This is a genomic window from Vibrio sp. V04_P4A5T148, assembly GCF_963875605.1.
In the GTDB taxonomy this organism is placed as follows: domain Bacteria; phylum Pseudomonadota; class Gammaproteobacteria; order Enterobacterales; family Vibrionaceae; genus Vibrio; species Vibrio anguillarum.
On record NZ_CAWNMS010000037.1, the window covers coordinates 20,171 to 46,383 of the forward strand.

Annotated in this window: 25 protein-coding genes; 10 read left to right on the plus strand and 15 right to left on the minus strand. The window is 44.7% G+C overall.

The window, feature by feature from the left end; translation table 11 throughout:
- Positions 1-15 precede the first annotated feature (15 nt).
- The 4 genes from AACT18_RS07810 to AACT18_RS07825 form a co-directional block, all read right to left on the minus strand.
- On the minus strand, positions 16-1,167 hold the full coding sequence (locus AACT18_RS07810) for a conjugal transfer protein TraF (RefSeq protein ID WP_017046397.1): 1,152 nt from the start codon (positions 1,165-1,167) through the stop codon (positions 16-18).
- A gap of 95 nt (positions 1,168-1,262) precedes the next feature.
- Positions 1,263-1,586 carry a GIY-YIG nuclease family protein gene (locus tag AACT18_RS07815; protein ID WP_094124982.1) on the minus strand — a complete coding sequence of 108 codons (324 nt, stop codon included), beginning with the start codon at positions 1,584-1,586 and terminating at the stop codon, positions 1,263-1,265.
- On the minus strand, positions 1,587-2,240 hold the full coding sequence (locus tag AACT18_RS07820) for a YceH family protein (protein WP_094124983.1): 654 nt from the start codon (positions 2,238-2,240) through the stop codon (positions 1,587-1,589).
- A 57-nt stretch (positions 2,241-2,297) separates the two neighbouring features.
- On the minus strand, positions 2,298-2,501 hold the full coding sequence (locus tag AACT18_RS07825) for a hypothetical protein (protein ID WP_026027876.1): 204 nt from the start codon (positions 2,499-2,501) through the stop codon (positions 2,298-2,300).
- A 190-nt stretch (positions 2,502-2,691) separates the two neighbouring features.
- Between AACT18_RS07825 and AACT18_RS07830 the strand changes: the two genes are divergently transcribed.
- The gene (locus tag AACT18_RS07830; protein WP_010319897.1) at positions 2,692-3,009 is read left to right on the plus strand and encodes a DUF496 family protein; all 318 of its coding nucleotides are present in this window, start codon (positions 2,692-2,694) and stop codon (positions 3,007-3,009) included.
- A gap of 307 nt (positions 3,010-3,316) precedes the next feature.
- Positions 3,317-3,568, plus strand: coding sequence for a YgjV family protein (locus tag AACT18_RS07835; protein WP_013867916.1), 252 nt, complete (start codon positions 3,317-3,319; stop codon positions 3,566-3,568).
- Positions 3,569-3,717: 149 nt separating this feature from the next.
- Here the strand turns inward: AACT18_RS07835 and glpK are convergent, their stop codons facing one another.
- Complete coding sequence (glpK, locus tag AACT18_RS07840) at positions 3,718-5,238, minus strand: glycerol kinase GlpK (RefSeq protein ID WP_026027877.1); 1,521 nt, start codon at positions 5,236-5,238, stop codon at positions 3,718-3,720.
- 52 nt (positions 5,239-5,290) lie between these two features.
- Entirely contained in the window at positions 5,291-6,145 is an 855-nt protein-coding gene (locus AACT18_RS07845) for an MIP/aquaporin family protein (RefSeq protein WP_010319894.1), read from the minus strand.
- A gap of 529 nt (positions 6,146-6,674) precedes the next feature.
- On the opposite strand from AACT18_RS07845, the gene glpA reads away from it, so the two are divergent.
- The 3 genes from glpA to glpC are packed head-to-tail and all read left to right on the plus strand — an operon-like array spanning position 6,675 to position 10,857.
- A complete protein-coding gene (gene glpA / locus AACT18_RS07850) occupies positions 6,675-8,324 on the plus strand; it encodes an anaerobic glycerol-3-phosphate dehydrogenase subunit A (RefSeq protein ID WP_094124853.1) in 1,650 nt (549 codons plus the stop codon).
- Positions 8,321-9,634, plus strand: coding sequence for a glycerol-3-phosphate dehydrogenase subunit GlpB (gene glpB / locus AACT18_RS07855; RefSeq protein WP_017047242.1), 1,314 nt, complete (start codon positions 8,321-8,323; stop codon positions 9,632-9,634). Before glpA ends, glpB begins: the two co-directional genes overlap by 4 nt.
- Positions 9,631-10,857, plus strand: coding sequence for an anaerobic glycerol-3-phosphate dehydrogenase subunit GlpC (gene glpC / locus AACT18_RS07860; protein WP_094124854.1), 1,227 nt, complete (start codon positions 9,631-9,633; stop codon positions 10,855-10,857). The genes glpB and glpC overlap by 4 nt, the downstream gene beginning before the upstream one ends.
- A gap of 89 nt (positions 10,858-10,946) precedes the next feature.
- Here the strand turns inward: glpC and AACT18_RS07865 are convergent, their stop codons facing one another.
- On the minus strand, positions 10,947-12,038 hold the full coding sequence (locus tag AACT18_RS07865) for a ketoacyl-ACP synthase III (RefSeq protein ID WP_088733430.1): 1,092 nt from the start codon (positions 12,036-12,038) through the stop codon (positions 10,947-10,949).
- 189 nt (positions 12,039-12,227) lie between these two features.
- Here AACT18_RS07865 and trxC point away from each other — a divergent pair, with 189 nt between their 5' ends.
- Positions 12,228-12,662, plus strand: coding sequence for a thioredoxin TrxC (trxC, locus tag AACT18_RS07870; protein WP_094124855.1), 435 nt, complete (start codon positions 12,228-12,230; stop codon positions 12,660-12,662).
- Between the two features lie 193 nt (positions 12,663-12,855).
- Positions 12,856-14,016, plus strand: coding sequence for an MFS transporter (locus tag AACT18_RS07875; RefSeq protein WP_047689642.1), 1,161 nt, complete (start codon positions 12,856-12,858; stop codon positions 14,014-14,016).
- A gap of 16 nt (positions 14,017-14,032) precedes the next feature.
- Here AACT18_RS07875 and AACT18_RS07880 read toward each other — a convergent pair whose 3' ends face one another.
- Positions 14,033-14,437, minus strand: a complete 405-nt coding sequence (locus AACT18_RS07880) for a nitrous oxide-stimulated promoter family protein (RefSeq protein WP_202599014.1) — start codon at positions 14,435-14,437, stop codon at positions 14,033-14,035.
- A gap of 97 nt (positions 14,438-14,534) precedes the next feature.
- On the opposite strand from AACT18_RS07880, the gene AACT18_RS07885 reads away from it, so the two are divergent.
- Positions 14,535-14,735, plus strand: a complete 201-nt coding sequence (locus AACT18_RS07885) for a DUF2986 domain-containing protein (RefSeq protein WP_010319684.1) — start codon at positions 14,535-14,537, stop codon at positions 14,733-14,735.
- Here AACT18_RS07885 and AACT18_RS07890 read toward each other — a convergent pair.
- From AACT18_RS07890 to AACT18_RS07920, 7 genes are all read right to left on the minus strand, one after another.
- Positions 14,724-15,197, minus strand: coding sequence for a LabA-like NYN domain-containing protein (locus tag AACT18_RS07890; RefSeq protein WP_010319683.1), 474 nt, complete (start codon positions 15,195-15,197; stop codon positions 14,724-14,726). The two genes, AACT18_RS07885 and AACT18_RS07890, sit on opposite strands and share 12 nt — an antisense overlap.
- A gap of 63 nt (positions 15,198-15,260) precedes the next feature.
- A complete protein-coding gene (cobA, locus tag AACT18_RS07895; protein WP_017047244.1) occupies positions 15,261-16,016 on the minus strand; it encodes a uroporphyrinogen-III C-methyltransferase in 756 nt (251 codons plus the stop codon).
- A 68-nt stretch (positions 16,017-16,084) separates the two neighbouring features.
- Entirely contained in the window at positions 16,085-16,897 is an 813-nt protein-coding gene (locus tag AACT18_RS07900) for a formate/nitrite transporter family protein (RefSeq protein ID WP_094125579.1), read from the minus strand.
- 142 nt (positions 16,898-17,039) lie between these two features.
- Entirely contained in the window at positions 17,040-17,375 is a 336-nt protein-coding gene (gene nirD / locus AACT18_RS07905) for a nitrite reductase small subunit NirD (protein ID WP_094125580.1), read from the minus strand.
- A gap of 2 nt (positions 17,376-17,377) precedes the next feature.
- Positions 17,378-19,966: a nitrite reductase large subunit NirB gene (nirB, locus tag AACT18_RS07910; protein WP_094125581.1), complete on the minus strand. Its 2,589-nt coding sequence runs from the start codon at positions 19,964-19,966 to the stop codon at positions 17,378-17,380.
- A 531-nt stretch (positions 19,967-20,497) separates the two neighbouring features.
- Complete coding sequence (locus tag AACT18_RS07915) at positions 20,498-21,829, minus strand: reverse transcriptase domain-containing protein (RefSeq protein ID WP_047689631.1); 1,332 nt, start codon at positions 21,827-21,829, stop codon at positions 20,498-20,500.
- Between the two features lies 1 nt (position 21,830).
- Complete coding sequence (locus tag AACT18_RS07920) at positions 21,831-22,493, minus strand: SLATT domain-containing protein (protein WP_047689630.1); 663 nt, start codon at positions 22,491-22,493, stop codon at positions 21,831-21,833.
- Between the two features lie 876 nt (positions 22,494-23,369).
- Here AACT18_RS07920 and ltrA point away from each other — a divergent pair.
- Both ltrA and AACT18_RS07930 read left to right on the plus strand, forming a co-directional pair.
- Positions 23,370-24,842 (plus strand): group II intron reverse transcriptase/maturase, encoded by a 1,473-nt coding sequence (ltrA, locus tag AACT18_RS07925; protein ID WP_094125582.1) that lies wholly within the window; start codon positions 23,370-23,372, stop codon positions 24,840-24,842.
- A 417-nt stretch (positions 24,843-25,259) separates the two neighbouring features.
- A complete protein-coding gene (locus AACT18_RS07930) occupies positions 25,260-26,048 on the plus strand; it encodes a lipase family protein (RefSeq protein ID WP_013867930.1) in 789 nt (262 codons plus the stop codon).
- Positions 26,049-26,213 lie beyond the last annotated feature (165 nt).

Consider the following 26,213-nt stretch of genomic DNA (forward strand, 5'->3'; position numbering starts at 1 on the left):
AATGCTTTCCTATACTTAAAAGGTGAAAGCTAAATTTCCAGAAATGCCAAATTGATTATCTCCAGCATAGTTTCCTGCAAGATCGAAACTGACAAGATCTCCGGGGCTGATGCCAATGCCAAACGTGACGGCGTTGTCCAAAGTATCTTCTAAATCGATTTCATAACCCGCACGAAGCTGTGCCCATCCCCAAGCATTACCTTCTAAGCCAAAGCGTAGGTATTGTGTATCATCTTTTTGGTCTTGGAAGCGACTCTGCTTTGTTGCATCTAAATCGATTGCAGCAGTGAAAAACTCAGTGACATATCCACCCGAGATTGTGACTTGCGTATCCAAATCATATGAGCTTAAACCATCAATGGTTTTTAATTCTTGAGCAAAAAGATCCTTTACCGCAACACCCACTCGAAAATCGTTAATTAACCACACAGCCCCTAAATCAAGATTGAAGGCATTATCGTTCGTTTCGCTTTTGTCATAATCAGCAAGATCGAATTCTTTTACCGAAACATTTTGCTTATAGGTTCTTAATTGTTGAATTTTTGGCGTAATGCCAAATGAAAATTGTTGGCCACGAATGTTGTATATTTTGGCCAGTGCTAGGCCAAATTCTGAGTAACCAAATGCAATCAGATCAACGGTTGAATTTTTATAACGATTCTCAACGTCGGTGCCGCTACTGCCTGTATTTGCCGCAATATCAGAACGCGCAATCACCTCTGCGTGCCCACGCGCAAAAATATTAAGTGAAACTAGATCGAGAGGAATTGCTATCGCCATACCAATGCCCGCCGATGCAGCAAGAGGCTTGTCATCGGCAAGCTGGTCCAAATACTGATTGAGTTTATCAATATCACTTTGATTGGGTGTACCCGAATTTTCAAACGCTTTGATGCTATCTTGCAGGTCATCAATGGATTTTAGACTTTTGTCTGGGTCTCTAGCCGCACCACCTACCGCAGGGAAAAGTACGCCAAACGTGTCATTATTCCGATACACGGCCACCAAAGCAGGATTATAGAATGGGGCTAGCAGATAATCGGCCGTTGTTACGCCAGTATTCCCCATTCCATTACCACGTGCGTCAGCTATCGTGTTCGCCGCTTGTGCAGAAGCACAAGCCAACAATAGCAACGATACCACTGACCATTTGTTGTAACTGTTCATATTGCAACCAACCTTGTTGTTATTATTCCCTAAACAAGGTTAATACAATTTTTTACATTGCACATGAAATTGGCGAATAATGCCGCTGACCAAACCTAATCGTCACTAAAATCATCCATACCACTAACAGAGAAATGAACATTCTCTTGCCCTGCCACCAACTGTTCTTTTTGCAATTTGGTCAGTTTTTTAATCGCTAGCTCAGTTTTTAAAGCGAGGCTTTTACCGCCTTCTACACGTTGAGACCAAACCAATAACAACGGTCCTTTACCTCGTAACGCTTTTGCACCCTTCCCTGTTTGGTGTTGTACAAAGCGTCGTTCAACATCCGTTGTAATACCGCAATACAGTGCTTGATGGCGGGTTCGAACCAAATAAACCCACCAGTCCGGGCTATCTTTGTGGGAAACCTTATTCACTTACAGTAAGCTTTCCACCAAAGCGCGTAACTCGGCGACTTCATTTTTTAGTGCGTGAACCTCCTGTTCAAGCTGATCAATACGAGCAGTCGCCCCACCTTCCGGAGCATGAGCAAAAGTTTGCTCTAAACTTTCAACGTCAACCTCTCCAGAAAAGAGATGTTGATAACGCGACTCTCGCTTACCCGGTTCACGCGGCAGCTTCACCACCAGCGGGCCTGATTCACGGTTGGCTAAACCGTCTAGAATAGTTTCGACTTCTTTTACATCGGTAAAACTGCATAATCGGTTAGTGCGAGTGCGCAACTCTCCCGGCGTTTGTGGCCCACGCAGCAGCATGCAGCACACCAAACCAAGCTCTTGATTTGACAGCTTTAAATCGCCAAATTCGGTGTTGCAGAAACGGTGCTGATATTTGCTCACTCGGCTATTAAAACCACTTTCATCACTCATCAGGCGACGAGCGATCAAGCCCTCAGCGGCATCTTGAACCTCAGCTTCGGTTAATGACAGCACTGGCTCACGGTTACTTTTTTGGTTACATGCGGTGGTCAAGCTATTGAGCGTTAATGGGTAGTAATCAGGCGTGGTCACTTCTTTTTCAATTAAGCAGCCAATAATTCGTGCTTCTAGGGGAGAGAGCTCAATGTTCATTATAATTTCCTTTTTTCTAAGCGGAGTTTCCTAATCGAGGCCACAATCGATGTTGCATTAGTGTTCTAACAACAGTGAAATTCGGATGATTTTCCCATTGCTATCAATCATCACAATCTTTGCACGGCTTAACTCTAACTCGGTCATCTCCAGCTTCTCACGTTCGCTAATATAAGCTTCACGCAATTTAACACTGTGATGCAGTTCAGCGTTTGCAGGTACATCTTTTCTTTTAGGTACTAAAATTTCTGAAAGTTGCATCTCTAAATACCATAAGATAGCGATTTGAAAGGTACATGATATAGCGCCTATCCGTACCAATACAATCACTCATGACTAGAGTGATTATTTCTTAATCAAGAGTGAGTCAGGATTGATCTAAAGGCTGTTATGAATCAGCTCGATATGATTTAATCAATGGCATTGACATTCAAGTTGGGAAAAGGAACCTATGAGTATCGTATTTGAAATTGTTAACCAAGCTCGCCGTAAAAATAAACTGAAACGTGAACTGCTAGATAACGAGAAAAAAGTTCGTGATAACCGTAAAAGAGTTGAATTGCTTGAAAACTTACTCGATTACATGAAACCGGATATGACCCACGAAGAAGTCATGGCGATCATCAATAACATGAAAGCCGATTATGAAGATCGCGTCGATGATCACATCATCAAAAGCGCAGAAATTTCAAAAGAGCGCCGTGATATTAGCCGTCGTATTCGCGAGCTGACCGATAAAGATAAACAAATGACTCAAGGCAAAAAGTAAAATTGATGCCGACCATCTTCGAAACCCGTCTTAAGACGGGTTTTTTTATGGCCAAAACATTCACAAAACAAATCAATATTTCTATCAACAAAAAGTGCGATAAATTTTATGTGATAGACATTAAACGTTTGCGTAATCGCTAACCTTCACCGAACCTAGTTTTGAGTCTTTTATCACATATTAGCTATTGTTATATTTATACACAGTAAATCAATTATGACCATTCGAGGCACGGAGCTTCCTCACTTATCTCACGGCGAGAAGATTGGTACCGACATCGTTCGGCATATATTAAGAGGGTCAAATTATGGAAATGAATGTGGTTGAAATTTTGGGCTATGCAGCTTCGATCATGGTGGCAATCTCGCTGACAATGAAAGATATCGTTAAACTGCGTATTCTTAATTTTGTTGGTTGTGCACTGTTTACCGCTTACGGACTAATGATTGATTCATGGCCTGTAGTGCTCACCAACGGTTTTATCGCCTGCGTAAATATCTACTTTTTAGCAAAGATGCAACGAGAAAAAAAAACGGCTGACGCCAAAAGCGCTGCATGATAAACCCAAAATAATAAAAATTGACGTGTAAAAAAATGCTCTGCCACGATGACAGAGCATTTTTTATCGATAAATCAGAGAGCAAAAACATAAATAGCCAAGCAAAAAGCCTCTAGCAGGGGGATACATAGAGGCCATAAGGCTAAGTATTACTCTTCGTCATCGTGCATAGTTGCCCAAGCTTGAGCACATTTCACCGCACGTTTCCAACCTTTATAGCGACGATCGCGCTTCTCTTCATCTTGATGAGGAACGAATGTTTTATCGATCACGGCTTTATCAGCAAGCTCATCCAAGCTTCCCCAAAAGCCAACCGCAAGACCAGCTAAATAGGCTGCTCCTAGCGCGGTCACTTCCGTCACTTTAGGACGGTGTACTTCGGTATCAAGCACATCTGATTGGAATTGCATTAAGAAATTATTGGCTACCGCGCCACCGTCTACGCGTAATGCTGACAGTTTGATGCCAGAATCAGCTTGCATTGCATCAAGTACATCACGTGTTTGGTAAGCGACACTTTCCAAGGTCGCACGAATAATATGGTTCGAATTCACGCCACGCGTTAAACCAACAATCGTACCACGGGCATAAGCATCCCAATACGGCGCGCCTAAACCAGTAAACGCTGGCACAACATAAACGCCGTTGGCCGTATCAACTTTCGTAGCGAAATATTCTGAGTCATGCGCATCTGAAATCAGTTTCAATTCATCACGCAACCATTGAATCGATGCACCGCCCATAAAGACTGCACCTTCAAGCGCGTAGTAAGGTTCACCAGCAGGGCCACAAGCTAGAGTTGTTAGCAAGCCATTATGTGAGGTGACTTTCTCTTTACCTGTGTTCATCAATAAGAAACAACCAGTGCCGTAAGTATTTTTTGCTTGGCCCGCCTCAACACACATCTGCCCATAAAGCGCAGCTTGCTGGTCACCCGCAATTCCAGCAATAGGAATACGTGTCCCGCCTTTACCACCAATGTTGGTTTGGCCGTAAACTTCGGAAGATTTCTTCACTTCAGGCATCATAGACAAAGGAATATCAAACTCTTTTAGGATTTTCTCATCCCAATGCAAGTTGTTGATATTGAAAAGCATAGTGCGAGAGGCATTGGTATAATCCGTAACGTGAACACGGCCTTGTGTCATGTTCCAAACGAGCCACGAGTCAATTGTACCAAACAGTAGTTTTCCAGCCTCGGCGTCTTCACGAGCCCCTTCGACATTATCCAAAATCCATTTGATTTTGGTGCCAGAGAAGTAAGGGTCAAGCACTAGGCCTGTATTCTCGCGAATGTACTCTTCTAGCCCTGGGCGTGCTTTCAATTCTTCACAAATGGATGCGGTACGTCGACATTGCCATACAATCGCGTTGTAGACTGGTTTACCCGTTTCTTTGTTCCACACCACCGTAGTTTCACGTTGGTTGGTAATACCAATCGCCGCAATTTCATCACTGCGAATACCTGCTTTGCCAAGTGCTTCTACTAGCGTCGAACTTTGCGTCGCATAAATTTCCAGTGGATCATGTTCAACCCAGCCAGCTTGAGGGTAGATCTGGGTAAATTCACGCTGAGAAACACTGACAATGTTAGCATCATGATCTAACACTACAGCACGTGAGCTTGTTGTTCCTTGGTCAAGGGCAACAATATATTTCTGCTCAGTCATGGTCTTTTCCTTATCTTTCACGTTAATCGTTTTATAAAGTGTTGTCGTTATTTTAGACGTGAGCTTGCTCACTTTCTTCTACGTCATCACACTGGTTTGGAATGGTGCAGCCTACGCCGACAGTAGGTAAGTACGCGCCAATAAATTTAGGGTAAGCCCATGCCCCAAAACAGGCACCAGCAATAGGAGCAATGATAGGTACGATGAAGTATGGGATATCTTTTGCACCTGTTAGTGCGTAGTCCCAGCCAGCTAAGTAGGCAAACAATTTAGGGCCAAAATCACGCGCAGGGTTCATTGCAAAGCCAGTCAATGGGCCAAGTGAACCACCGATAACCGCAATCAGAATACCAATCAGCAATGGGTTCATTGCATTGCGATGTGCGCCGTTATTTTCATCACCTAGTGCCAAAATAGCGAACATTAATACTGCTGTGATGACAAATTCGACCGCCAATGCACCAACAAATGATAATGAAGCATTAGGGTAGGTAGAAAAAATACCCGCTGTGGCTAACGCTTCTTGACTGCTACGTACAAAATTGTGTGCGATTTCATAATCAGTAAAAAGGTTGCTGTACAAGCCGTAAACCAGAGCAGCAGAGCAGAATGCACCGAGCATTTGCGCCGCAATATAGGGAAGTACTTTTGCTTTGTTGAAGCCGTGGAAGGCGGCCAGTGCAATGGTCACCGCCGGATTAATGTGAGCTCCAGAAACACCCGCAGTGCAATAGATGGCAATTGCCACACCTAAGCCCCACATGATGCTGATTTCCCACTGACCAAATTGTGCGCCAGTAAGAACTAAGGCAGCAACACAGCCTACACCGAAAAAAATCAGCAATCCGGTGCCGATAAACTCCGCGATACACTCTCCGAGAAGAGTATGTTGTTTTGTTCGAGTCATAGTAAGTGTCCTTGTTTATTTTTTGTGTACACAATGTTTGTGTGTGGCAAATTTTGCACATTTTTCTTCCCACGAAAATTAAAAAACAGCATTTATGAGCGTTCGAACACAATTTTGTTACTTGCAATATCGTTTTTTGTTAATTAACTCATTATTTTGATCTTCTGCTCATTAACGCAGAGCTTAACAAATGATAGGAAACTAAGGGTGTCTCTATAAACAACGACATAATCAAGTGCAATAACGGATAGAGATATGATTTCATACTGCTAAGAGAGGCATGATGATGAAGTCATCGGATCAGCTCGTAAGCGCATTTGTTCTCTAAAATCCACTTCAGTTGTTAAATTAACCCAACCTAAATTGTTAAACCGTTCATCATTTTGATATGAAATAACATACAAAGATGAAATTACCGCCAAAATGAAACACAATTTCGCTCATTCGCGCTTTTGTGAGCAATATATCGAACATTTTCTATTGAAAATGCCACACTAAATATAAGTTTTTCATCGAATAAGGTTTCACCATGACCACAACCACACGATTTGAAACCGATGTTGTTATCATTGGTGGCGGAGCAACCGGTACTGGGATAATGCGCGACTGCGCACTGCGCGGCATTGCGTGTATTTTGCTAGAAAAGGATGATATTGCTTCTGGTACCACCGGGCGAAATCACGGTTTATTACACTCAGGGGCACGTTACGCAGTTACCGATCCTGAATCGGCCAAAGAGTGCATCCAAGAGAATCAAATTTTAAAAAATATCGCTAGACATTGTGTAGAGAAAACCGACGGCCTGTTCATTACTCTGCCTGAAGACGATCTTGCTTTTCAAAGCACGTTTATCGACGCGTGCGCTCAAGCAGGGATTACAACCGAGCCGCTTTCTGCCAAAGAAGCACTGCGTTTAGAGCCTCACGTTAACCCAAACCTTGTTGGCGCGATCAAAGTACCCGATGGCACACTCGATCCTTTTCGTTTATGCGCTTCCAATGTGCTAGACGCCAAAGAGCATGGTGCGCGGATCATGAACAAAACCATTGTGACGTCGCTGATCCGCCAAGGTGACACAGTATTAGGCGTGCGCTGTTTACAGCTGAGCACTCATCAACAATATGAGATTTTCGCCAAAGAAGTGATTAACGCAGCTGGAATATGGGGACAAAACATCTGTGAATACGCCGATCTCAACATCAAAATGTTCCCCGCAAAAGGCTCATTGTTGATCCTTGACTATCGTATCAACAACCTTGTGATCAACCGCTGTCGCAAGCCTTCTGATGCCGATATTCTTGTCCCTGGTGATACCATTTCACTGATCGGTACTACCTCTGAACACATTGACTACGACCAAATTGACAACCTGCACGTGACTGAAAAAGAGGTTGATATACTACTGGCCGAAGGCGCGAAACTGGCCCCCATCATGGCGAATACTCGTGTATTACGCGCTTATGCGGGTGTGCGTCCATTGGTCTCTATTAATGATGATGGCAGCGGCCGAAACATCAGTCGCGGCATCGTATTACTTGACCACGAACAACGCGATGGATTGAAAGGCCTCACCACGATTACAGGCGGTAAATTAATGACTTACCGCCTAATGGCAGAATGGGCGACCGATTTAGTCGCCAAAAAACTGGGCAATAATACCCCTTGCGAAACTCATACTCGCGCCCTACCCGGCTCCAACGAAACCCCAAAACAGGTGAAAAAAACCGCCAGCATTGCCAAACCCGTCTATGAATCGGCTATTTATCGCCATGGTGAGCGCGCACAAAATTTCTTATCTGATGATGCAAAGAGCCAAGCGGTTATTTGTGAATGTGAAATGGTGACCGCGGGCGAAATTGAATACGCAATTAAACAACTCGATGTAAATAACTTGATCGATTTACGTCGCCGCACTCGTTTAGGTATGGGGCCGTGCCAAGGAGAGCTTTGCAGCTATCGCGCCGCTAGCTTATTTCAAGAATATGGTCACGTTTCGGGAAACCAATCGAGCCAACTGTTGGTTGAGTTTTTAGAAGAGCGCTGGAAAGGCATTAAACCGATTTTCTGGGGAGATGCACTGCGCGAGGCTGAATTCAGTTACTGGATTTACGAAGGCTTGTTCGGAGCCAATGACATTCCAACGCAACACAAGCAAAATGAAAGTGAGGAGACGTTATGATGAAATACGACGTCACAATTATCGGTGGTGGAATTGCAGGTTACAGTGCAGGTCTTCGCTGCTTACAAGCGGGCCTAAAAACAGCACTGATCAGTCAAGGCCAAAGTGCTCTGCATTTTTCATCCGGTTCCATCGATGTTCTGGGTAAACTGCCTAGCGGCGAAGCGGTTGAATCCCCTTTGCTCGCCATGGAAGCATTACGTCAACAAGCCCCGAATCACCCTTACAGTAAAATTGGCGCTGACACTATTTCGCAAGGGTTAATGTGGTTTCAAAAAACGCTGCAGCAGCGCGGCATGCCGCTGACACACCAAGCGGATAATAGTAACCACTATCGCATTACTCCGATGGGGACACTGAAAGCCACTTGGTTATCACAACCTTATGTTTATCAACATAAAACGAATGCTGATTTCAAGCGTATTGTGCTGCTCGCCATCGATGGTTATCGAGATTTTCAACCACATATGCTGCAAGATAACTTACGCGCTCTACCTGCATTTTCGGCTATCCCAAGTGAGATCATCAATATCACGATTCCGGGTTTCGAAGCACTTCGCCATAATCCCAACGAACTGCGATCCATCGATATTGCTCGTTTGCTCAAACAACCACATGCATGGCGCAGTTTTTGTGATCAACTGATCCGTCATGCCACTGTGCAAGATCTAGTGATCCTACCTGCCATCATGGGCAATGGTGATGGGTTAACCTTACTGAACAAACTCAAATTGGAAACCAACTTGCAGTTGCATGAAGTCCCGACCATGCCGCCATCATTAATGGGCATCCGCATTGAAGAGACACTCAGCCGAGCTTTTTTAACTATGGGTGGTACCCATTTAAAAGGCGATAAAGTCATCAGTGGTGAATTTGATGGCAACCGTTTGACCGCCATTCATACTCAAAATCTCAATGATATGCCGATTCAAGCTGACCATTTCGTGATGGCTACAGGGAGCTATTTCAGCCAAGGTTTACAGGCTTCTCATCACGGTATTAGCGAACCCGTGTTCCAATTAGAGACGGAGAGCTGTCATGATCGCGCTCTATGGCGAAACCATGCCTTTTTCTCAGCAAACTCTCACCCTTTCATGACCTTTGGTGTGCTGACCAACACGTCACTGAATCCAACTCATCAAGGTAATATCATTACCAATTTATACTGCTGTGGTTCGATGCTCGCGGGTTATGATCCTGTCTTTGAAGGCAGCGGTGGAGGCGTTGCTATTGCCAGCGCTTACCACGCTACCTCTCAAATTATGGCTCAAACTCAATCTCGACCCGTCATTCAGGAGGTATTAGTATGAGCACCTCTTTTGTTGAAGCCGCACCCAAAAATACCTCTTTTGATCAATGCATCAAATGCACTGTTTGTACCGTTTATTGCCCGGTTGCTAAAGCAAACCCACTCTATCCGGGGCCAAAACAGTGCGGGCCGGATGGCGAACGCTTGAGGATTAAAAGCGCAGAGTATTATGACGACCTACTCAAGCTCTGCACCAACTGCAAACGTTGTGAAACCGCCTGTCCTTCCGGAGTAAAAATTGGCGATATCATTGCTGTGGCGCGTGGCAAACATGGTAAAAAAACGCTGAGTCCAAAGCTGGTGCGTGATTACGTGCTGAGCCATACCGATCTTTTTGGCGCGATCGCCACACCATTTGCACCGATAGTGAACGCTGCTACGGCTATGCCGATGGTAAAAAAACTGATGCACAAGACCATTGGTGTGCACGATCATAAATCACTTCCCAAATACTCACACGGCACGTTTCGTCGTTGGTTTAAGCAGAACTGCACACGCCAACCCTTGTATAACCGGCAAGTGACCTATTTCCACGGCTGTTACGTTAACTATAACCACCCGCAGTTAGGTAAAGATTTTGTCTCTGTGATGAATGCGATGAATATCGGCGTACGGTTACTGGATAACGAGAAATGCTGTGGTGTACCGCTGATTGCCAATGGTTTTCACGATAAAGCACGTAAAAATGCGTTATTGAATGTGAAAAATATCGAAGCCGCGGTAGTTGATCGTCAAACAACGCTCCTCTCCACCTCATCAACCTGTTCGTTTACCTTACAACAAGAATATCCTCATGTTTTAGGGGTTGATAATAGTAAGGTGGTCAAACAAATCGAGTACGTCACGCGCTTTCTACTCAAAGAGTTCATGAGCGGTAATGCGCCTAAAATGAAACCCGTTAACTTGAAAGTGGTTTACCACACCCCTTGCCACCTTGAACGCAGCGGTAATGTCATTTTTACCATTGAATTATTAAAAATGATCCCGGGATTGGAGTTAGTGGTCTTAGACAGCGAATGCTGCGGCTTAGCGGGAACCTACGGTTTTAAAGAAGAGAACTATGACGTTTCAATGAAAATTGGCGCGCACCTGTTTGATGCAATCAAAACATCGCAAGCTGACTATGCGATTACCGATTGTGAAACCTGTAAATGGCAAATTGAAGAAAATACCGCGTTAGAAACCATTCATCCAATTAGCCTGCTCGCCATGGCTATTGCCTAGTTTACACACCTAGCATTGAGAGTAAAACAGGCCACATTGTGGCCTGTTCTCATACTGCTTGTACTGTGTGAACATTCGTTTTCTAAGCGTTATTTAGATAGCGGGCGCTGCTGGCAGTGCTCAATTGCATTGGCCAATAATTCTAACGCACTGGACTGACACTCTGGTAACTGCGCTTGGCTACGGCTAATAGCGGTAACACGCTCGCCCCATTTGATGTGCCCAGCCCCCCAAGTTAAGCCCGCCCCGAAAGCGGCCACCAGCAGGTTATCATTCGGTTTGATTTTCCCTTGTTCTACCGCTTCACACAATGCAATAGGTACGGTCGCGGCAGACGTATTACCATAGTGTTGGATGTTAACGAATGCTTTATCTTGGCTAATACCTGATAAGTCACACAAGGTTTGAATGATGCGAATATTCGCTTGATGCGGGATCACCACATCGACTTGTTCGGTTGAAAGACCGGAACGCGCCAGCACAGTTTGCGCCGCTGCGCCCATGCCTCGAACCGCGCGTTTAAAAATCTCTTTCCCAACAAAATCAAAATCCCAATACCCATTGTCAGCGGCAAAACGATCCATCGATGAGCCAAATTTAGGCACCGCCAAAATATCACGCCCTTCTGCATCACAACCGATTTGTGCATCTTGCAAACCCACTACTTTATCGCTTTTACTCAAGACAACAGCGCCAGCACCGTCACCAAATAACACGGCGGTATCACGTTTGGTCCAATCAATGTAAAAAGAGAGACGCTCAGCACCCACCACTAACGCATGGCGGTAATGGCTTGCTTGCATTAAACGCGTCGCAGTTTCTAATCCATAAACAAAACCGGTACAGGCTGCATTTAAGTCAAAAGCGGCTGCATTTTTAATCCCAAGGTTCTGCTGCACTTTCGAGGCAATATTTGGGATAAGAGAATCTGGCGAACAGGTTGCGATGATGATGAGATCAATCTCAGTTGCATCAATCCCAGCACAAGCGATGGCGTGTTGGGCAGCCACCGTAGCTAAATCCGAGGTATTCACATGGCTAATGCGGCGCTGTTCAATCCCGGTGCGAGTTTTAATCCACTCATCGGAAGTTTCAATAAAGGTGCTAAGGTCATGGTTTGAGAGCGTTGCAGGTGGTAGGCATTTACCCCAACCTGTAATTTCGGCATAGAATTTTGTCATTGTTAACCTGTTTTTGTTGTATTTTCTAATGCAATCCAAAGACCTAAAATTAAAAACTCATCGTATGAAAGAGAAATGAGACTCAAAAGGTCCTTTTGATGTCAGTCAGTATACGCGCTTTTGCTCCGACGTTAAGTCTAGTGCGTTAAATGCGACTGGAGCAAAACACAAAAATAAAGAGAGGAAACCATGTCAACATTCAATACTCGTTGTCCTTCGTGTCACGCAATGAACCGAGTTCCGATAGAACGAGTAACAGAAAGCCCGAATTGCGGTAAATGCCAAGCTCCCCTATTTGATGGAGCGCCCATTGAAGGGACGGAAGCCAATTTCGAAGCACTGCTTAATAGTCGCCAACCCGTTGTCGTCGATTTCTGGGCACCTTGGTGTAATCCGTGTATGGGTTTTGCTCCGGTATTCAGTGATGCTGCGACGGAACGAAAAGGAAACATTCGCTTTATAAAAATTGATACTGAAAGTGAACAAAGCCTCGCCACAAAATTTCAAATTCGCAGCATTCCAACCATTATGGTGTTTAAAAATGGTCAACGAGTCGATATGATCAATGGCGCTTTACCAAAAAGTCAATTTGATCAATGGTTAAACCAAGCCATATTGAAATAATCTATCATTATAACCAATAATAAAGTTGGCATTTTTTATCGATTTATGCCAACTTTACTGCTCATTTCTCTTGCTTTATTTTCGATTAATAAAATTAATCGTTAAGAACATAATTTTTCGTTTTACCTTTCTCAATATCAGCTCCATATTCGCCGCAAAATATCCCATCAATTCTGGTTTTGAGGCAAAGTCAATGGACAACATTACTGTGAACGCGTCTTCACCTCGCATTTCCGTTCCGGTCATTGCGCTATCGCTTTATGCGATTGCCTCAGGCTATTTAATGAGCCTGATCCCATTGATGTTGCCGCACTACGGGCTTGAGAGCTCATTGGCAAGCTGGCTTGCCAGTGTCTTTTACGCTGGCTTATTGATCGGCGCATTAGTCGTTGAACCTGTTGTCAACCGCGTTGGCCACCGAAACGCTTTTGTATGGTGCTTAGCGCTGCTCATGTTAACCATTTTTGCCTTACCTGCTCTGCACTATGCCAGTGCTTGGTTAGTGGCACGTTTTGTTGCTGGTATTGCGGTGGCTGGTGTCTTTGTAGTCGTCGAGTCTTGGCTATTGCATGGTGATGAAAAAGGCCGAGCAAAACGCCTTGGTATTTATATGGCGGCGCTTTACGGCGGCACGGCATTGGGCCAATTAGGGATTGGTTATTTAGGCGTATCAGGCGGCGTGCCTTTCATTGCCATCATTACCTTGCTATTAATCGCCAGTGTGGTGCTGATTTATGGCGAATCTGACCAACCGTCAACGCAGCATGCCGTCAGCCTATCACTGAAACAGGTACTCAAACTAAACCATGCCGCCTTGCTCGGTTGCGGAGTTTCAGGGCTCACTTTGGGGGCTATCTACGGTCTAATGCCTGTTGAATTGGAACAACGCGGTATCAGCCATACCGATATTGGCAGCTTAATGGCGCTTGTGGTTTTGGGTGGCATGGCGGTGCAACCTATGGTGCCTTGGCTATCAAAGTTTTTGGGCCGAACACTATTAATGGCACTATTTTGCTTAATTGGATCTGCGGCGATTACCATAACCTTGTTCGATTCAACGATGATGATATTAGCTGCCAGCTTGTTTTTCTTAGGCATGGCGACGTTTGCCCTGTACCCAATCGCCATCAACTTAGGTTGTGATAAGCTCGATGCCAATTACATTGTCTCAGCGACACAAGTTATGCTGTTTAGCTACAGTATCGGCTCTGTGGTTGGCCCCGTGATCGCTGATTGGTTTATGCAAAGATCGCAAGGCTTAATGGGTTATCTCTTTATTGCTTTACTGGCGACTTGTATTTATATGTTGGCTTCAAGCCTCAAAACCAAACGCCAGTGGGTGGCGGGGAAATAAGTCGCAGCAAAGCGGATCATATTTTATCGCAAGGCGCACGGTTCAATCGTTGATGGCGATTTGATGCATGCGCCTTTGGTTTTTCTGGTAGTGCACGTTTTTCATGCAGTAGATGGCGGATCGCCAATATAGGGTGAGAGAGCAACATTCTTGGCCCTGCGTAACGCATCACCAATCTCATTTGTTCTTTCGGCTCAGGCTTATAGCAATGAATTGGGCAACGGTTGCAGGTGGGTTTATGTTGGCCATAAGGACAGCGATCTAAGCGTACTTGCGCATATTCCAACAAGGTTTTGCAACACGTACAGAGGCCAGATTGACAGCGATGATGGCGCTGACAATAAATGTTCACCATCGCCTCTACGGTGCGAAACTCACTGAGCAGCTCTCCCGTTAAAAGATCGCTATGCATTTTTTCCATTGCCAATAACTCCCATTGAGATCGCAGATAAAAACAAGTATCCTGCGCCACCTTGTTCCTCATGTACCCAAGACTTTGTGTCAAAGAGCAGACGACTATGAACCGCAAAAAGAAAATTAACCAAACACTGCAAAAGCATCTTAAAAAGAAGCATGCCAAGCTGCACGGCAGCAATAAGCCTCGTTATATTTCCAAAGCTGAACGTGAAAAATTAGACGCAGAGCAAGCCGCTTCAACCAGCACGGTAGATACCCAACATAGTGAGATTGTGCCTGCTGAAGGTGAGCTACAACAGTAAGTCTTGCTCGATTGGAACAAACTGGCTGGCGACATCAATAAGGCTTTGAGCCGTCAGCCTTGGTACTCCGTACACTTCTACTTTTTTGTTAAAACGCTGTTTAATCCGTTCGACCAATAGCTCGAAATCACCATCTCCTGATACCAGAACAATCACATCCGCTTGCTCTGCCAGCTCAATCGCATCGAGAGTAATACCGACATCCCAATCCCCTTTTGCACTGCCATCACGACGCTGAATGAAGGGCTTAAGCTGAACCTCAAAACCAATACCGCGCAAAATATGGTGGAACTGGCGCTGCTTAGGATCTTGGCTAGCAATCGCATAGGCATTGGCTTTGATCACCTCTCGCCCTTGAGTGGCTACATACCAAAATTGGTTGTAATCAAAATGCTGGCGGTACTTCTCTTTACAGGTGTAATAGACGTTTTGAACGTCGACAAGAATGGCAACTTTTTCCATGAGCTCTCTTCTCAAATAGAAACAAAAACAGCGGCCTGTTCGCCGCTGCTTTGCAAATTGCGCTTAGTATACGCCAAACCACTTCAATTTGTCGTGCAAGCGAGTCACACTGCCGACCACAATCAAGGCTGGGCTTTGTGCTTGTTGCGCTAAAAGGGGTAAATCGTCAAGCGAGCCCGTCAATACTCTCTGTTTATCTGTAGTGCCGCGTTCGATAATCGCGCAAGGCGTTTCTGCGCTCAGGCCAGCATCCAACAAGTTTCGTGTGATGTTCGGACACTGCTTTAACCCCATATAAAAAACCAAGGTTTGATTATCTTGCGCTAAACATCGCCAATTGATCGCTTTACCTTCTTTTTGTAAGTGACCCGTAATGAACTGCACACTTTGCGCGTGATCACGGTGCGTCAGCGGAATCCCCGCGTAAGCCGTGCAGCCTGCTGCTGCCGTGATGCCCGGAACCACTTCATAAGCGATATGATGTTCAGCCAGCGTTTCGAGCTCTTCACCACCTCGGCCAAAAATAAAGGAATCGCCGCCTTTCAAACGGACAACTTTTTTACCTTCTTTGGCTTTATCGACCAGAATTTGGTTGATCTGATCTTGCGGCACACAATGAAAATCCAACTGTTTGCCAACATAGATCATCTCCGCACTGCTTGGCGCCAGATCTAAAATCGCTTGCGAAACTAAACGATCATACACCACCACTTGCGCTTGGCTGATCACGCGTAGCCCCTTAACCGTCAGTAGATCGGGATCGCCTGGCCCTGCGCCCACTAAAGAGACAAAACCGCGACTCGTTACACTGCTTACCATGATTACTCTCTACCTTATCGACAAAAGGATATCGTCATTAAGCGAGGTTAAACCTCACTTAACAATGGTTAGCCAAGGTTGCGTTGTGGCAAGGTTTTACCGTGAGTCATGTAAAGGCTTAACCCGGTAAATAACAAGCCGCCCACTAAGTTACCCAATGTGGCCGGAATTTGGTTCCACACCAACCAATCGACGATGGTGAATTTAGCGCCCAACATCATGCCAAGTGGGAACAGGTACATGTTCACTACGGCGTGTTCAAAAACCAAACCGAAGAAAATAAAAATAGGTAGCCACATCGCGACCACTTTGCCGCTCACAGTAGTTGATGTCATAGCACCGACAACACCTAGACACACCATCCAGTTACACAAGATGCCTTTCACAAACACGGTGATCCAGCCATTAATACCGTGTTCGGCAAAGCCAAGAGTGCGAGCAGTAGACGCTTTGATAAACGCTTGCCCAACCGAGCTCGGCTCGATACTGAAATTCATGGTGAAGGTTAGCGCCACTAAAAAGGCGACGGCAACGGCACCGATTAAGTTACCTAGCCCAACCAAGCCCCAATTCCGTAGAACGCCCGCTTTGGTTACTCCGGCGCGTTTTTCAAACAAAGCTAAAGGCGCTAAAGCAAAAACACCCGTTAATAAATCAAAGCCCATTAGGTTCAAAATACAAAACCCCACAGGGAAGACCAGAGCACCAACAATAGGCACTCCGGTTTGCACAGCCGCAGTAATGGCCACAGCGACGGCGATAGCAAGAATCGCCCCCGCCATAATGCCGCGAATCAGGGTATCGCGCGTTGACATGAAGATTTTGCTTTCGCCAGCGTCAATCATTGTTTGCACAAAATCGGCAGGTTTTACATAAGACATAATGGTCCTTATTGTCACCAAAGTTAAAATTAAAAAGGGAAATTGAATAGATAAAGGCTCCCAACCATCAATGCATAATCAAGAGAACTTGATGAACAAGGAACCTTTTTGCTATTGAATCTCATCGTCTCAAAAGCGGCTGTTAAGCCGCGACTTCGACCACACCGTCGGTGACTCGCACGGCATAAGCTTTCACGCTAAAGCGTTCATCTTCCATACATTGGCCTGTTATGAGATTGAAACGCTGCTTTTTAAGCGGGCTTGCTATCCAGAACTGCTCTTGATGTTGGCAAATAAAACCGCGTGACAACACATTGGCTCGAGCAAAGGGATCCATATTGCTTATCGCCATCACTTCTTGCGCCTCAGTCGGACGGAAGAGAGCCACTTGCTCACCATTCACCAGTGCACACACACCCGTTCCGGGAACAATGTCATTAATGTCACAGATGGCTTGAAATACTGTGTTATTGGCCATAGTTATTTCTCCAAAACAGGGATAGAGATTGCCGAATCAGCAAGCGCAATGTGGAATATATCGCCTTTCGCTTCTGGGTGTTTTTCGCTATAAGTCGCAGGACGGTGCTGCTCACGAGCGCTGACGAACACGACGTTCTCATCGCGTAAATCAGAATTAATGAAGTGAGTAAAACGAGTTAATTGCTCAGGATGATTAAGCGTTTCTGTCCATTCACAGCGATAATCAGCAATAAGCTTTGCCACATCTGCTTCGAGTTGATCGTTAATGCCCAACTTATCGTCCACAATCACTTCACGCAGGTAATCAACGCCACCTTCTAGGTTGTCTAGCCACACTGAGGTGCGTTGTAATTTATCGGCTGTGCGAATGTAGAACATCATGAAACGGTCGATGTATTTCAGTAGTGTTGCTTCATCTAAATCAGAGGCCAGCAGATCGGCATGTCGAGGCTTCATACCACCATTACCGCAGACATACATATTCCAACCCGCATCGGTCGCGATCAGGCCTAAATCTTTCCCTTGCGCTTCGGCACATTCGCGGGTGCAACCTGAGACACCAAACTTCATCTTGTGTGGTGTACGGATACCTTTGTAGCGGTTTTCAATCAGCACACCCAAACCGACGCTGTCTTGCACACCAAAACGACACCACGTACTACCGACACACGTTTTTGCCATGCGCAGAGCTTTGGCATAGGCTTGGCCTGTCTCGTATCCAGCATCAATCAGTTTGCGCCAAATCTCAGGTAAATCGTCTTTTTGAGCACCAAACAGACCAATGCGCTGCGCGCCTGTCACTTTGGTGTAAAGTTTGTATTCCTGAGCGACATTCGCCAGCACCGCAAGCGCTTGTGGTGTGACTTCACCACCCGCCATGCGTGGGATCACCGAATAAGTACCGTCTTTTTGCATGTTACCCAAGAAGTTATCATTGGTGTCTTGCAAACTGACCAGCGATGGCGAGAGCACATGATCCCCCCAACACGAAGCCAGAATAGAACCAATTGTTGGCTTACAGACTTCGCACCCATAACCGCGTCCATGTTTTGCCAACATCTCATCAAAACGTTTGATACCGTTAATCCGGATCAAATGGAACAGCTCTTGGCGTGAATACGCAAAGTGCTCACAAATATCGTTTTTGACTTCCACACCCGATTTAGCCAGTTCCGCATTCAGAACCGACGTCACTAAAGGCACGCAACCACCACAACCTGTTCCTGCCCCTGTCACCGCTTTAATCGCGCCGAGCGTATGATGACCATCGGCCACGGCTTGGGCAATTTTCGCTTTCGTCACATCAAAACAAGAACAGATCACCGCAGTATCAGGTAGTGCATCCGCGCCTAATGCCGGTTTTTCAGCGCCAGCATGCGCGGGTAGAATCAAGGTGTCTGGGTGTTTGGGCAGCTCAATATCATTGAGTTTGAGTTGCAGTAAATCGCCGTAATCTGACGTGTCGCCAACTAAAACTGCACCAAGCAGTTTTTTACCGTCTTCAGAAACGATAATGCGCTTATAAACTTCATCTTCTTCATTTTGATAGACGTAGCTTTTACAACCCGGAGTTCGTCCATTGGCATCACCAATCGATCCCACCTTCACACCCAGCAGTTTGAGCTTGGCGCTCATGTCTGCACCACTAAATTGGCTCTCATTGCCCACAAGATGATCAACCGCAACCGTTGCCATTTTGTAACCAGGAGCGACCAGACCGAAGAAAGTTTGATTCCAAGAAGCACATTCGCCAATCGCATAAATATCAGGATCGGATGTTTGGCAGTGATCGTTAATGGCAACCCCACCACGCGGCGCGATGTCTAGGCCCATTTCACGAGCTAATTTGTCCTGAGGACGTATCCCTGCGGAAAATACGATGAAGTCAACTTCCAAATCCGAACCGTCGGCAAACTTCATGGTATTACGAGCGCTCTCGCCTTGAGCAACGATCTCTAGCGTATTTTTGCTAGTGTGAACTTGCACCCCCATCCGCTCAATTTTATTACGCAGTTGTAAACCGCCTTGCAAGTCAAGTTGCTCAGCCATTAATACCGGAGCAAACTCAATCACATGGGTTTGTACGCCCAACGCTTTCAGCGCGCCAGCCGCTTCAAGGCCAAGTAAACCACCGCCTATCACTACGCCACTTTTGCTCTTTTTCGCGCACGTTTCGATGGCCTTTAGATCTTCAATGGTGCGGTAGACAAAGCAGTCTTTACTTTCATTGCCTTTGATCGGCGGTACAAAAGGATAAGAGCCCGTCGCCAAGACTAATTTGTCATAGCTCACTTCACGGCCAGTATTTGAATAGACCACGCGCTTTTCGCGGTTAATGTTAACCGCCCGCTCGCCCATCAAGACATTAATCGCATGCTTTTGATAGAAACCCGGCTTAACAAGCGAAAGCTCTTCAGCGGTATGGTGCGAAAAGTAGGAAGAAAGATGGACGCGGTCGTAGGCAACACGCGGTTCCTCACAAAAAACTGTGACATCAACAGCCGATGCCTCCATTTTTTCGACCAAATCTTCGATATAGCGATGGCCAACCATGCCATTACCGATGACAACCAGCTTCATCCTGCTCATATGGGTTCCTAATTATGGTAACGTTTCATTAAGCGAGATTTTTAATTATGAAAGAAAATGAATTACTGATGTAAATCAATTACAAACTCAAACTACCCTAAAGAGGTAGCCATAAAGAGGAGTATCAGAGAGAAATAAACACCTTATCGTGAATACTAGGGGACGACAGGTATAGAAAGATAATTTATATAGTATGATCACTTCCAATCAAACTTGATCATTTACAACAAAATTTGTCAGTTTTCCTCTGTCAAAACACTTGGCAGAAGTTATATAAACACGCTCATTATGCTTTCGAGTAGAAGCTTATGACGGGGTGTTCCTCCTCTTTTAGGGGGAGGGAATTAGTTTCGTGAGTATTGGGTATGCTATTTATGATGAGCGATATAGTTTGTTGGAATGTTTTTGCTCCATTTCAAGTTGGCCACTATTTAGATCTCACGTCTTAGAATCACCATTTGCCCTATTTTTCCTAATGCTAGTCTGGTTTTTAAAAGAACGAGGGACATATTCCCTTGTTTTACACTTAACCTAGTAGCCAAAATCTTTCACATCAACTTCTAGCTCTTTAACTTGAGAACCTATTTTTTTATGGAAGTGGTAACGAACTTCTTCATCAACCATATTGGTCAAATCAAAACTAAAATATTGAACTAAAACCTCTTTCATCTCAGGTATGTCATACTGGTCGAAGTTTGGTACATAACTGGTGTTATATTTGTTGTGGCTAATTTCTTTGAAAGTACGAACAAACTTTTTAGGTCTCATTTCTACCCCAAAACGCTTACATAGGCGCAGGACATAGTGATCTAATCTGTGGAGTAGCTTTTCATCATTGATCTCAGCGAAGAAAAATTGCCAACCCTTGCATTTCTTCTCAAACACACAGCCAGTGATTCGTAGGTTCAATCGCCATTCTAAAATTTTTAAGCTCTTATTTTTAGAGTGCTTATAGCTTGTGAAAATCCCAGCAAGAGAAGCCTTTAACTTTTCAATCGAACCGTTTCTTGCAGAGATATGCTCATTGGTGAATTGATACCCAAGATAATCAAAACCATTAGCAAGTGAGTCAATTTTTGACTTCTCTGGTACTTTCACAGGGCAGTGTATTTTTAAACCAATATTGCGAAACTTCTTGATAATGATTTGTGCTAGATCGTGTGCTTGATCAGCAGAACAAAGAACTAATACATCATCAACGTAGCGGTAGCATTTTACGTTAGGCAATTCAGATAAGAACTTGTCAATGTTTTGGAGGTAGATCGCTGCAAGGATGTTGGAAATAGCCAATCCTTGAGGTACGCCGACTTCACTCGGCTCATCATCCTTTCTCGAAACTAGAACTGAAGGGGCTGTCACAGCCGAAAAGATCATGTCTAGTATGTGATCTTGCCTAATGCGCTTTCTCAATTGAGAGCGTAGGTTTTTATGTCTGATCGATGGGTAAAAATTCGAAACATCTAACTTAATATAGCTATCAAAGTCACCAGATAAAGCGTGAGCTTTGACATCTTTAATGACATCTTGAGGAAGCGTGAACTTCACTGATTCTGCAAATCGCTCTTGTAGAAAGTTACACATAGCACGTAATGCAATTCTATCTCTCACTGTAGGGATAGAGATTTCACGAGGAGCTTTATTTCTCCCTTTAGTCAGCAATTTTAGCTTGTACTTGGAAAACGTATACGAACCTTCAATCATTTTACGAGAAATGATTTCGACTTGCGGGTCTAACTGTTTTCTAAAAGCATACTGATTCATATTGTCTATGCCAGTCGCACCAGAATATACAACATGATTGGAAAAGATTTCTTTTAGATTCTCGTGCCTAAACTCTTTATTGAATTGGTCTTCTACACGCATTTTATCCACCATTACACGTTGGAGCGGATAAGAATAAAGACGAGTTTAATGCAAGCAATATCAGTACAGGCAATACATAAAAAAATACAAGAGTTAACAACCTAGCAATAAAATAAGATGCCGCTAAAAACCAGTGATGTGATGTGGGTATTCTAGTAAGAGCTTGTTTTGGTTTTTGTTTGTTTTCCGAGGTGTCTGAATGGAAATCTTTGCTTACTTGCCTTACGGTGCTAGTACTTGCCCAATACTCTTGGCATAGTGCGATGGCAAAATCTTTATCAGTGTGGTTTTCACAAGCATTTAGCTTAGATTCGTAGGTTGTTGATAAATTGGCCAAATCAGCATTTTCAGCATTTGGCTTGGAGGCGTGATGCATAATGCTATTCAAACTTTCATAACATTCTTTGATTAGGTTTGCTCTTTCCTTAAACGAAAGTCCATTGATGAATCCTGAAATGCAAAGTACTAGGACAGAATATACAACCCAAGAGATCGCTTCGATTCCATTTTGTGGGTTCTTTAGATAATAAACGGATACGGCGACAGAGAAGAATGAATACCAGAGTAGTATTACCTGTGAGTGAAAGGCGTTAGACAAAAGTCGTTTTTCAGTTTGAATTCGTGCTTTTCTTGTCCACCAAATATTGTCAGCTAAAGCCACCATCTTCTCCTAATGTTGAGGGTGTGCTTCATAGAAGTAGTTTAGTTACAATAAGTTAACACTCCTACTGGAGTAAGCATATACAAGATACACTAAGGGCGAACCCTTCGAAATTAGTTTCACTCTTACTTCTAAGAGTGGACAGCTATTAAGAACTGTCACCTCTATGAAACACAGTGTGTATAGTACATTTTCGGTGGGCGAGGCTCAATAAATTTTATCACCGTTAACCTAGTTTTCAGTACTTCAAGTAATTAAAAAATTACTAATTTAGCAAAGTCACTGACACGCTTCTGTCCGTGCGACGTGAAGTCGCATGAAGCGCTGTTCACCGCGAAAAGAGTGAACCGTTTGTATCACCAGACGACCCTAAGGCTCTGAATAAAGCAGCGAGCCTGACAATGTAACGAAGTTTGGCATTGTGCCAAACGGGAGCAGAACCGTGAGGGGATGCTCCTCCTGATAACCACGAATTGGGTGAGTGCTAGGGAATCAGTATGATGAACGAAAGTGAATCCATGTAAGGTGCGTTATGCGATGAAGCAGCGGAAGTGGTTAATACGCTGTGGCCAAAACGGCGATGGGAGTAGGAAAGAGATTGGACAGTGCTCTTTCGTGATCGACAGGCTCCTCGCACTATAGTGGGCATCTAACCTGATATTGCGCGACATGCGGAACACGGTAAGCCAGTATCGTTCCTTCGGGAAAGCTGTCTGTGAAGAGAGCCGATAGCGGTGCTGGTAAAGGAGGTTGGAAAAAGCGAACGCTGCATTGTAATGATGCAGATACAGACAGATGTCTGACACGAAAGTGTGCCCACTTCCAACTGGTCTCCCATTGCAAGATGATTTGGAAAACTTTATTTAAGAAGGAACGCAGATGATCTCTTCTCATGAAGTGAGTGCCCCTTCTGGCAGCGCCCAATGGCAATCCATCGACTGGAAAGCGGTTGAGCGCCATGTGTTAAGGCTCCAGATGCGCATTGCAAAAGCAATCCGAGAAGGTAAACACGGTAAGGCGAAAGCACTACAGTGGATACTGACTCACTCGAAAGCAGCAAAGCTTCTCGCTGTTCGTCGAGTCTCACAAAACAAAGGCAGTAAAACGCCAGGAATTGACGGCGACATCTGGAACACCGATGCACGTCGAATGGCGGCAGTCAGTTTACTGAGCAGAAAAGGCTATCGAGCCAAACCGCTCAGAAGGATCTATATCCCGAAGAAAAACGGCAAGCTCAGACCATTAGGTATCCCGTGCATGATAGACCGTGCGCAACAAGCGTTACATCTTCTAGCACTAGAACCAATATCTGAAACAATTGCCGACCCTAACAGCTATGGGTTTAGACCCAATCGAAGCGCAGCCGATGCAATACAACAGTGCTTCAAATGTCTATGCAAAAAGGGAGCAGCACAATGGGTTCTTGAGGGGGATATCAAAGCTTGTTTCGACAAGATAGGTCACCAATGGCTACTTGATAATATCCCGACAGACAAAAGGATGCTCAAGCAATGGCTGGAATGTGGCTATATAGACAAAGGTCTCTTCTACAAAACGGCGGAGGGAACACCACAAGGCGGGATAATTTCACCCACCCTGATGTTGCTCACTCTTGTCGGACTAGAAAAGCTAACTAAGTCTATCGCTCGCAAGACAGGCAGCAGAGTAAACTTTATAGGTTATGCTGACGACTTTGTTATCACTGGGTCTTCAAAGGAAGTTCTTGTGAATGACATCAAGCCGCAACTGATGGCTTTCCTACAAGAAAGAGGTTTAACGCTTTCTGAAGAGAAAACGCACGTAACTCATATCAATGATGGTTTTGACTTTCTTGGCTTCAACGCCAGAAAGTACAAAGGGAAACTGCTCATTAAACCGAGCAAGTCCAACGTATTATCATTCTTACGAAACATGCGTGACCTCATTAGAAAACACGCAACAATCCCAGTAGCCGATCTCATCAAGATGATAAATCCAAAGCTACGAGGATGGGCGAATTACTATCGCCATTGTGTTGCTAAACAAACCTTCGGCTATGTTGGTCATCAGATGTTTCTAGCGTTATGGCGATGGTCAGTTAGGCGTCACCCAAACAAGGGGCGCAAGTGGGTCGCACATAAGTATTTTCTGAACTTGCAAGGTCAATGGACTTTCCATGGCTGGTTCAAAAAGGCAGGAAAGTATGGCGTGTTCAGGCTGTTTGACATCGCTAAGGTGCCAATTAAGCGACATGTTAAAATCATGAGTCAAGCGAATCCGTTTGATCCTTTTTGGGAAGGTTTTCTCAATGAACGTAAGGTGAAAAATACAGGTCGCAACTCATGGTTTAATCCTGTCGCCACTGCTTTGTGAGTTGCTGGGTAACAATAACGCCTTAGTGGAGGCTTGAGCCGTATGCAGTGAAAGTTGCACGTACGGTTCTTAGGAGGGCGGCATCTGGTAACAGGTGTCGCCTATCCGACAAACTTGTATCAGGCCGATCTTCGCTGGCTCATTTTTGCCACATTATGCTCTAGAGTGGAAGCTGAACCGTTCTGTTCCTCCCCCTTTCAGGGGGAGGTTAGGAGGGGGTGTACAGAGGTGTCAGCAACCAAGAAACACCCCACCCTACCCTACCCCTTGAAGGGGAGGGAATTTTGACATTCTGTCCTTCGCATCTTTATGGCTGACAGCATTTAAATATAAATACTCCCCCACCCTAAACTGCACCGTTCATAAAGCATTCACATTCAATCGCTACGTTAGCTCAATATCTTCGAGATCTGTCATGTGAAACCACTTAAACGCTATCAATACGAACGCTATGCCGTGCTGTGCAACCTTGCTTATCCCAGAGTGTTTAGGCAGACACGTTACGGTTTTGACCCGAACGGTCAGCACATCATCCGTAACCAGTTTGGTAAAATCATGATTCGAGTGCTGTGGAGTAAAAACCAAGAAGAGGCCGTGGTCGTCATTAAAGGTTCGCACAGTGTCAGTGATTGGCTTTTGAACTTTGCGATGTGGACACGCAGTTGTCAGCACTTAGGATTGGATTACCGTATTCATGCGGGCTTTTACCATCTCCTGCATCAAGAGAGCCTGCCAACGCGCAACGAAGATAAACTCGGCCTATCTGTTTTACAGCGGCTGGAAGCCGTCGTTGTTCCTCTGATCGAGAGCGGCAAACGCATTGCCATCACTGGTCACTCTTCGGGTGGGGCTATTGGGTGTATCTTTGCTGACTACATCGAAAAGAAATACCCAAAATGCATCAAACGCATTGTGACATTCGGCCAACCCGCGATTGGTAATTGGCGTTTTCGTCAACGCTACGCGCTTAGTCACAAAACCTATCGTATCTGTTGTGACCTCGACATCGTCACCTTTATGCCACCCATTCCTTTAATCTATTGGCATGTGGGTAAATTGCTGTGGCTTTACAATGGGCGTATTTACGAAAACACACCAACGTTCATTCGATTAGGCAGGTCTTTATTGAGCTGGCTAGTTCGCCCCTTCTCTTATCACCTCATGAGTAAATACATCCGCAATAAGGATTTCTTCGATGAACGATAGAAGCTAGCACCGAACAAAAAACACAGTGACTTCAAATATTTCTCACACTAAACAATTATGAAAAATTAATTGTAATTAATTGAATTAAAGCAATATTTATCATTAACCATATAAATTTAATGGCAATTATTATTCAAAAATAGATTTGAACTCTAAGCATTATCG

Coding starts and splice junctions, on each gene's coding strand:
- AACT18_RS07810 (WP_017046397.1), bottom strand. CDS start 1,167: ATGAACAGTTACAACAAATGGTCAGTGGTATCGTTGCTATTGTTGGCT.
- AACT18_RS07820 (WP_094124983.1), bottom strand. CDS start 2,240: ATGAACATTGAGCTCTCTCCCCTAGAAGCACGAATTATTGGCTGCTTA.
- AACT18_RS07825 (WP_026027876.1), bottom strand. CDS start 2,501: ATGCAACTTTCAGAAATTTTAGTACCTAAAAGAAAAGATGTACCTGCA.
- AACT18_RS07830 (WP_010319897.1), top strand. CDS start 2,692: ATGAGTATCGTATTTGAAATTGTTAACCAAGCTCGCCGTAAAAATAAA.
- AACT18_RS07835 (WP_013867916.1), top strand. CDS start 3,317: ATGGAAATGAATGTGGTTGAAATTTTGGGCTATGCAGCTTCGATCATG.
- glpK (WP_026027877.1), bottom strand. CDS start 5,238: ATGACTGAGCAGAAATATATTGTTGCCCTTGACCAAGGAACAACAAGC.
- AACT18_RS07845 (WP_010319894.1), bottom strand. CDS start 6,145: ATGACTCGAACAAAACAACATACTCTTCTCGGAGAGTGTATCGCGGAG.
- glpA (WP_094124853.1), top strand. CDS start 6,675: ATGACCACAACCACACGATTTGAAACCGATGTTGTTATCATTGGTGGC.
- glpB (WP_017047242.1), top strand. CDS start 8,321: ATGATGAAATACGACGTCACAATTATCGGTGGTGGAATTGCAGGTTAC.
- glpC (WP_094124854.1), top strand. CDS start 9,631: ATGAGCACCTCTTTTGTTGAAGCCGCACCCAAAAATACCTCTTTTGAT.
- AACT18_RS07865 (WP_088733430.1), bottom strand. CDS start 12,038: ATGACAAAATTCTATGCCGAAATTACAGGTTGGGGTAAATGCCTACCA.
- trxC (WP_094124855.1), top strand. CDS start 12,228: ATGTCAACATTCAATACTCGTTGTCCTTCGTGTCACGCAATGAACCGA.
- AACT18_RS07875 (WP_047689642.1), top strand. CDS start 12,856: ATGGACAACATTACTGTGAACGCGTCTTCACCTCGCATTTCCGTTCCG.
- AACT18_RS07880 (WP_202599014.1), bottom strand. CDS start 14,437: ATGGAAAAAATGCATAGCGATCTTTTAACGGGAGAGCTGCTCAGTGAG.
- AACT18_RS07885 (WP_010319684.1), top strand. CDS start 14,535: ATGAACCGCAAAAAGAAAATTAACCAAACACTGCAAAAGCATCTTAAA.
- AACT18_RS07890 (WP_010319683.1), bottom strand. CDS start 15,197: ATGGAAAAAGTTGCCATTCTTGTCGACGTTCAAAACGTCTATTACACC.
- cobA (WP_017047244.1), bottom strand. CDS start 16,016: ATGGTAAGCAGTGTAACGAGTCGCGGTTTTGTCTCTTTAGTGGGCGCA.
- AACT18_RS07900 (WP_094125579.1), bottom strand. CDS start 16,897: ATGTCTTATGTAAAACCTGCCGATTTTGTGCAAACAATGATTGACGCT.
- nirD (WP_094125580.1), bottom strand. CDS start 17,375: ATGGCCAATAACACAGTATTTCAAGCCATCTGTGACATTAATGACATT.
- nirB (WP_094125581.1), bottom strand. CDS start 19,966: ATGAGCAGGATGAAGCTGGTTGTCATCGGTAATGGCATGGTTGGCCAT.
- AACT18_RS07915 (WP_047689631.1), bottom strand. CDS start 21,829: ATGCGTGTAGAAGACCAATTCAATAAAGAGTTTAGGCACGAGAATCTA.
- AACT18_RS07920 (WP_047689630.1), bottom strand. CDS start 22,493: ATGGTGGCTTTAGCTGACAATATTTGGTGGACAAGAAAAGCACGAATT.
- ltrA (WP_094125582.1), top strand. CDS start 23,370: ATGATCTCTTCTCATGAAGTGAGTGCCCCTTCTGGCAGCGCCCAATGG.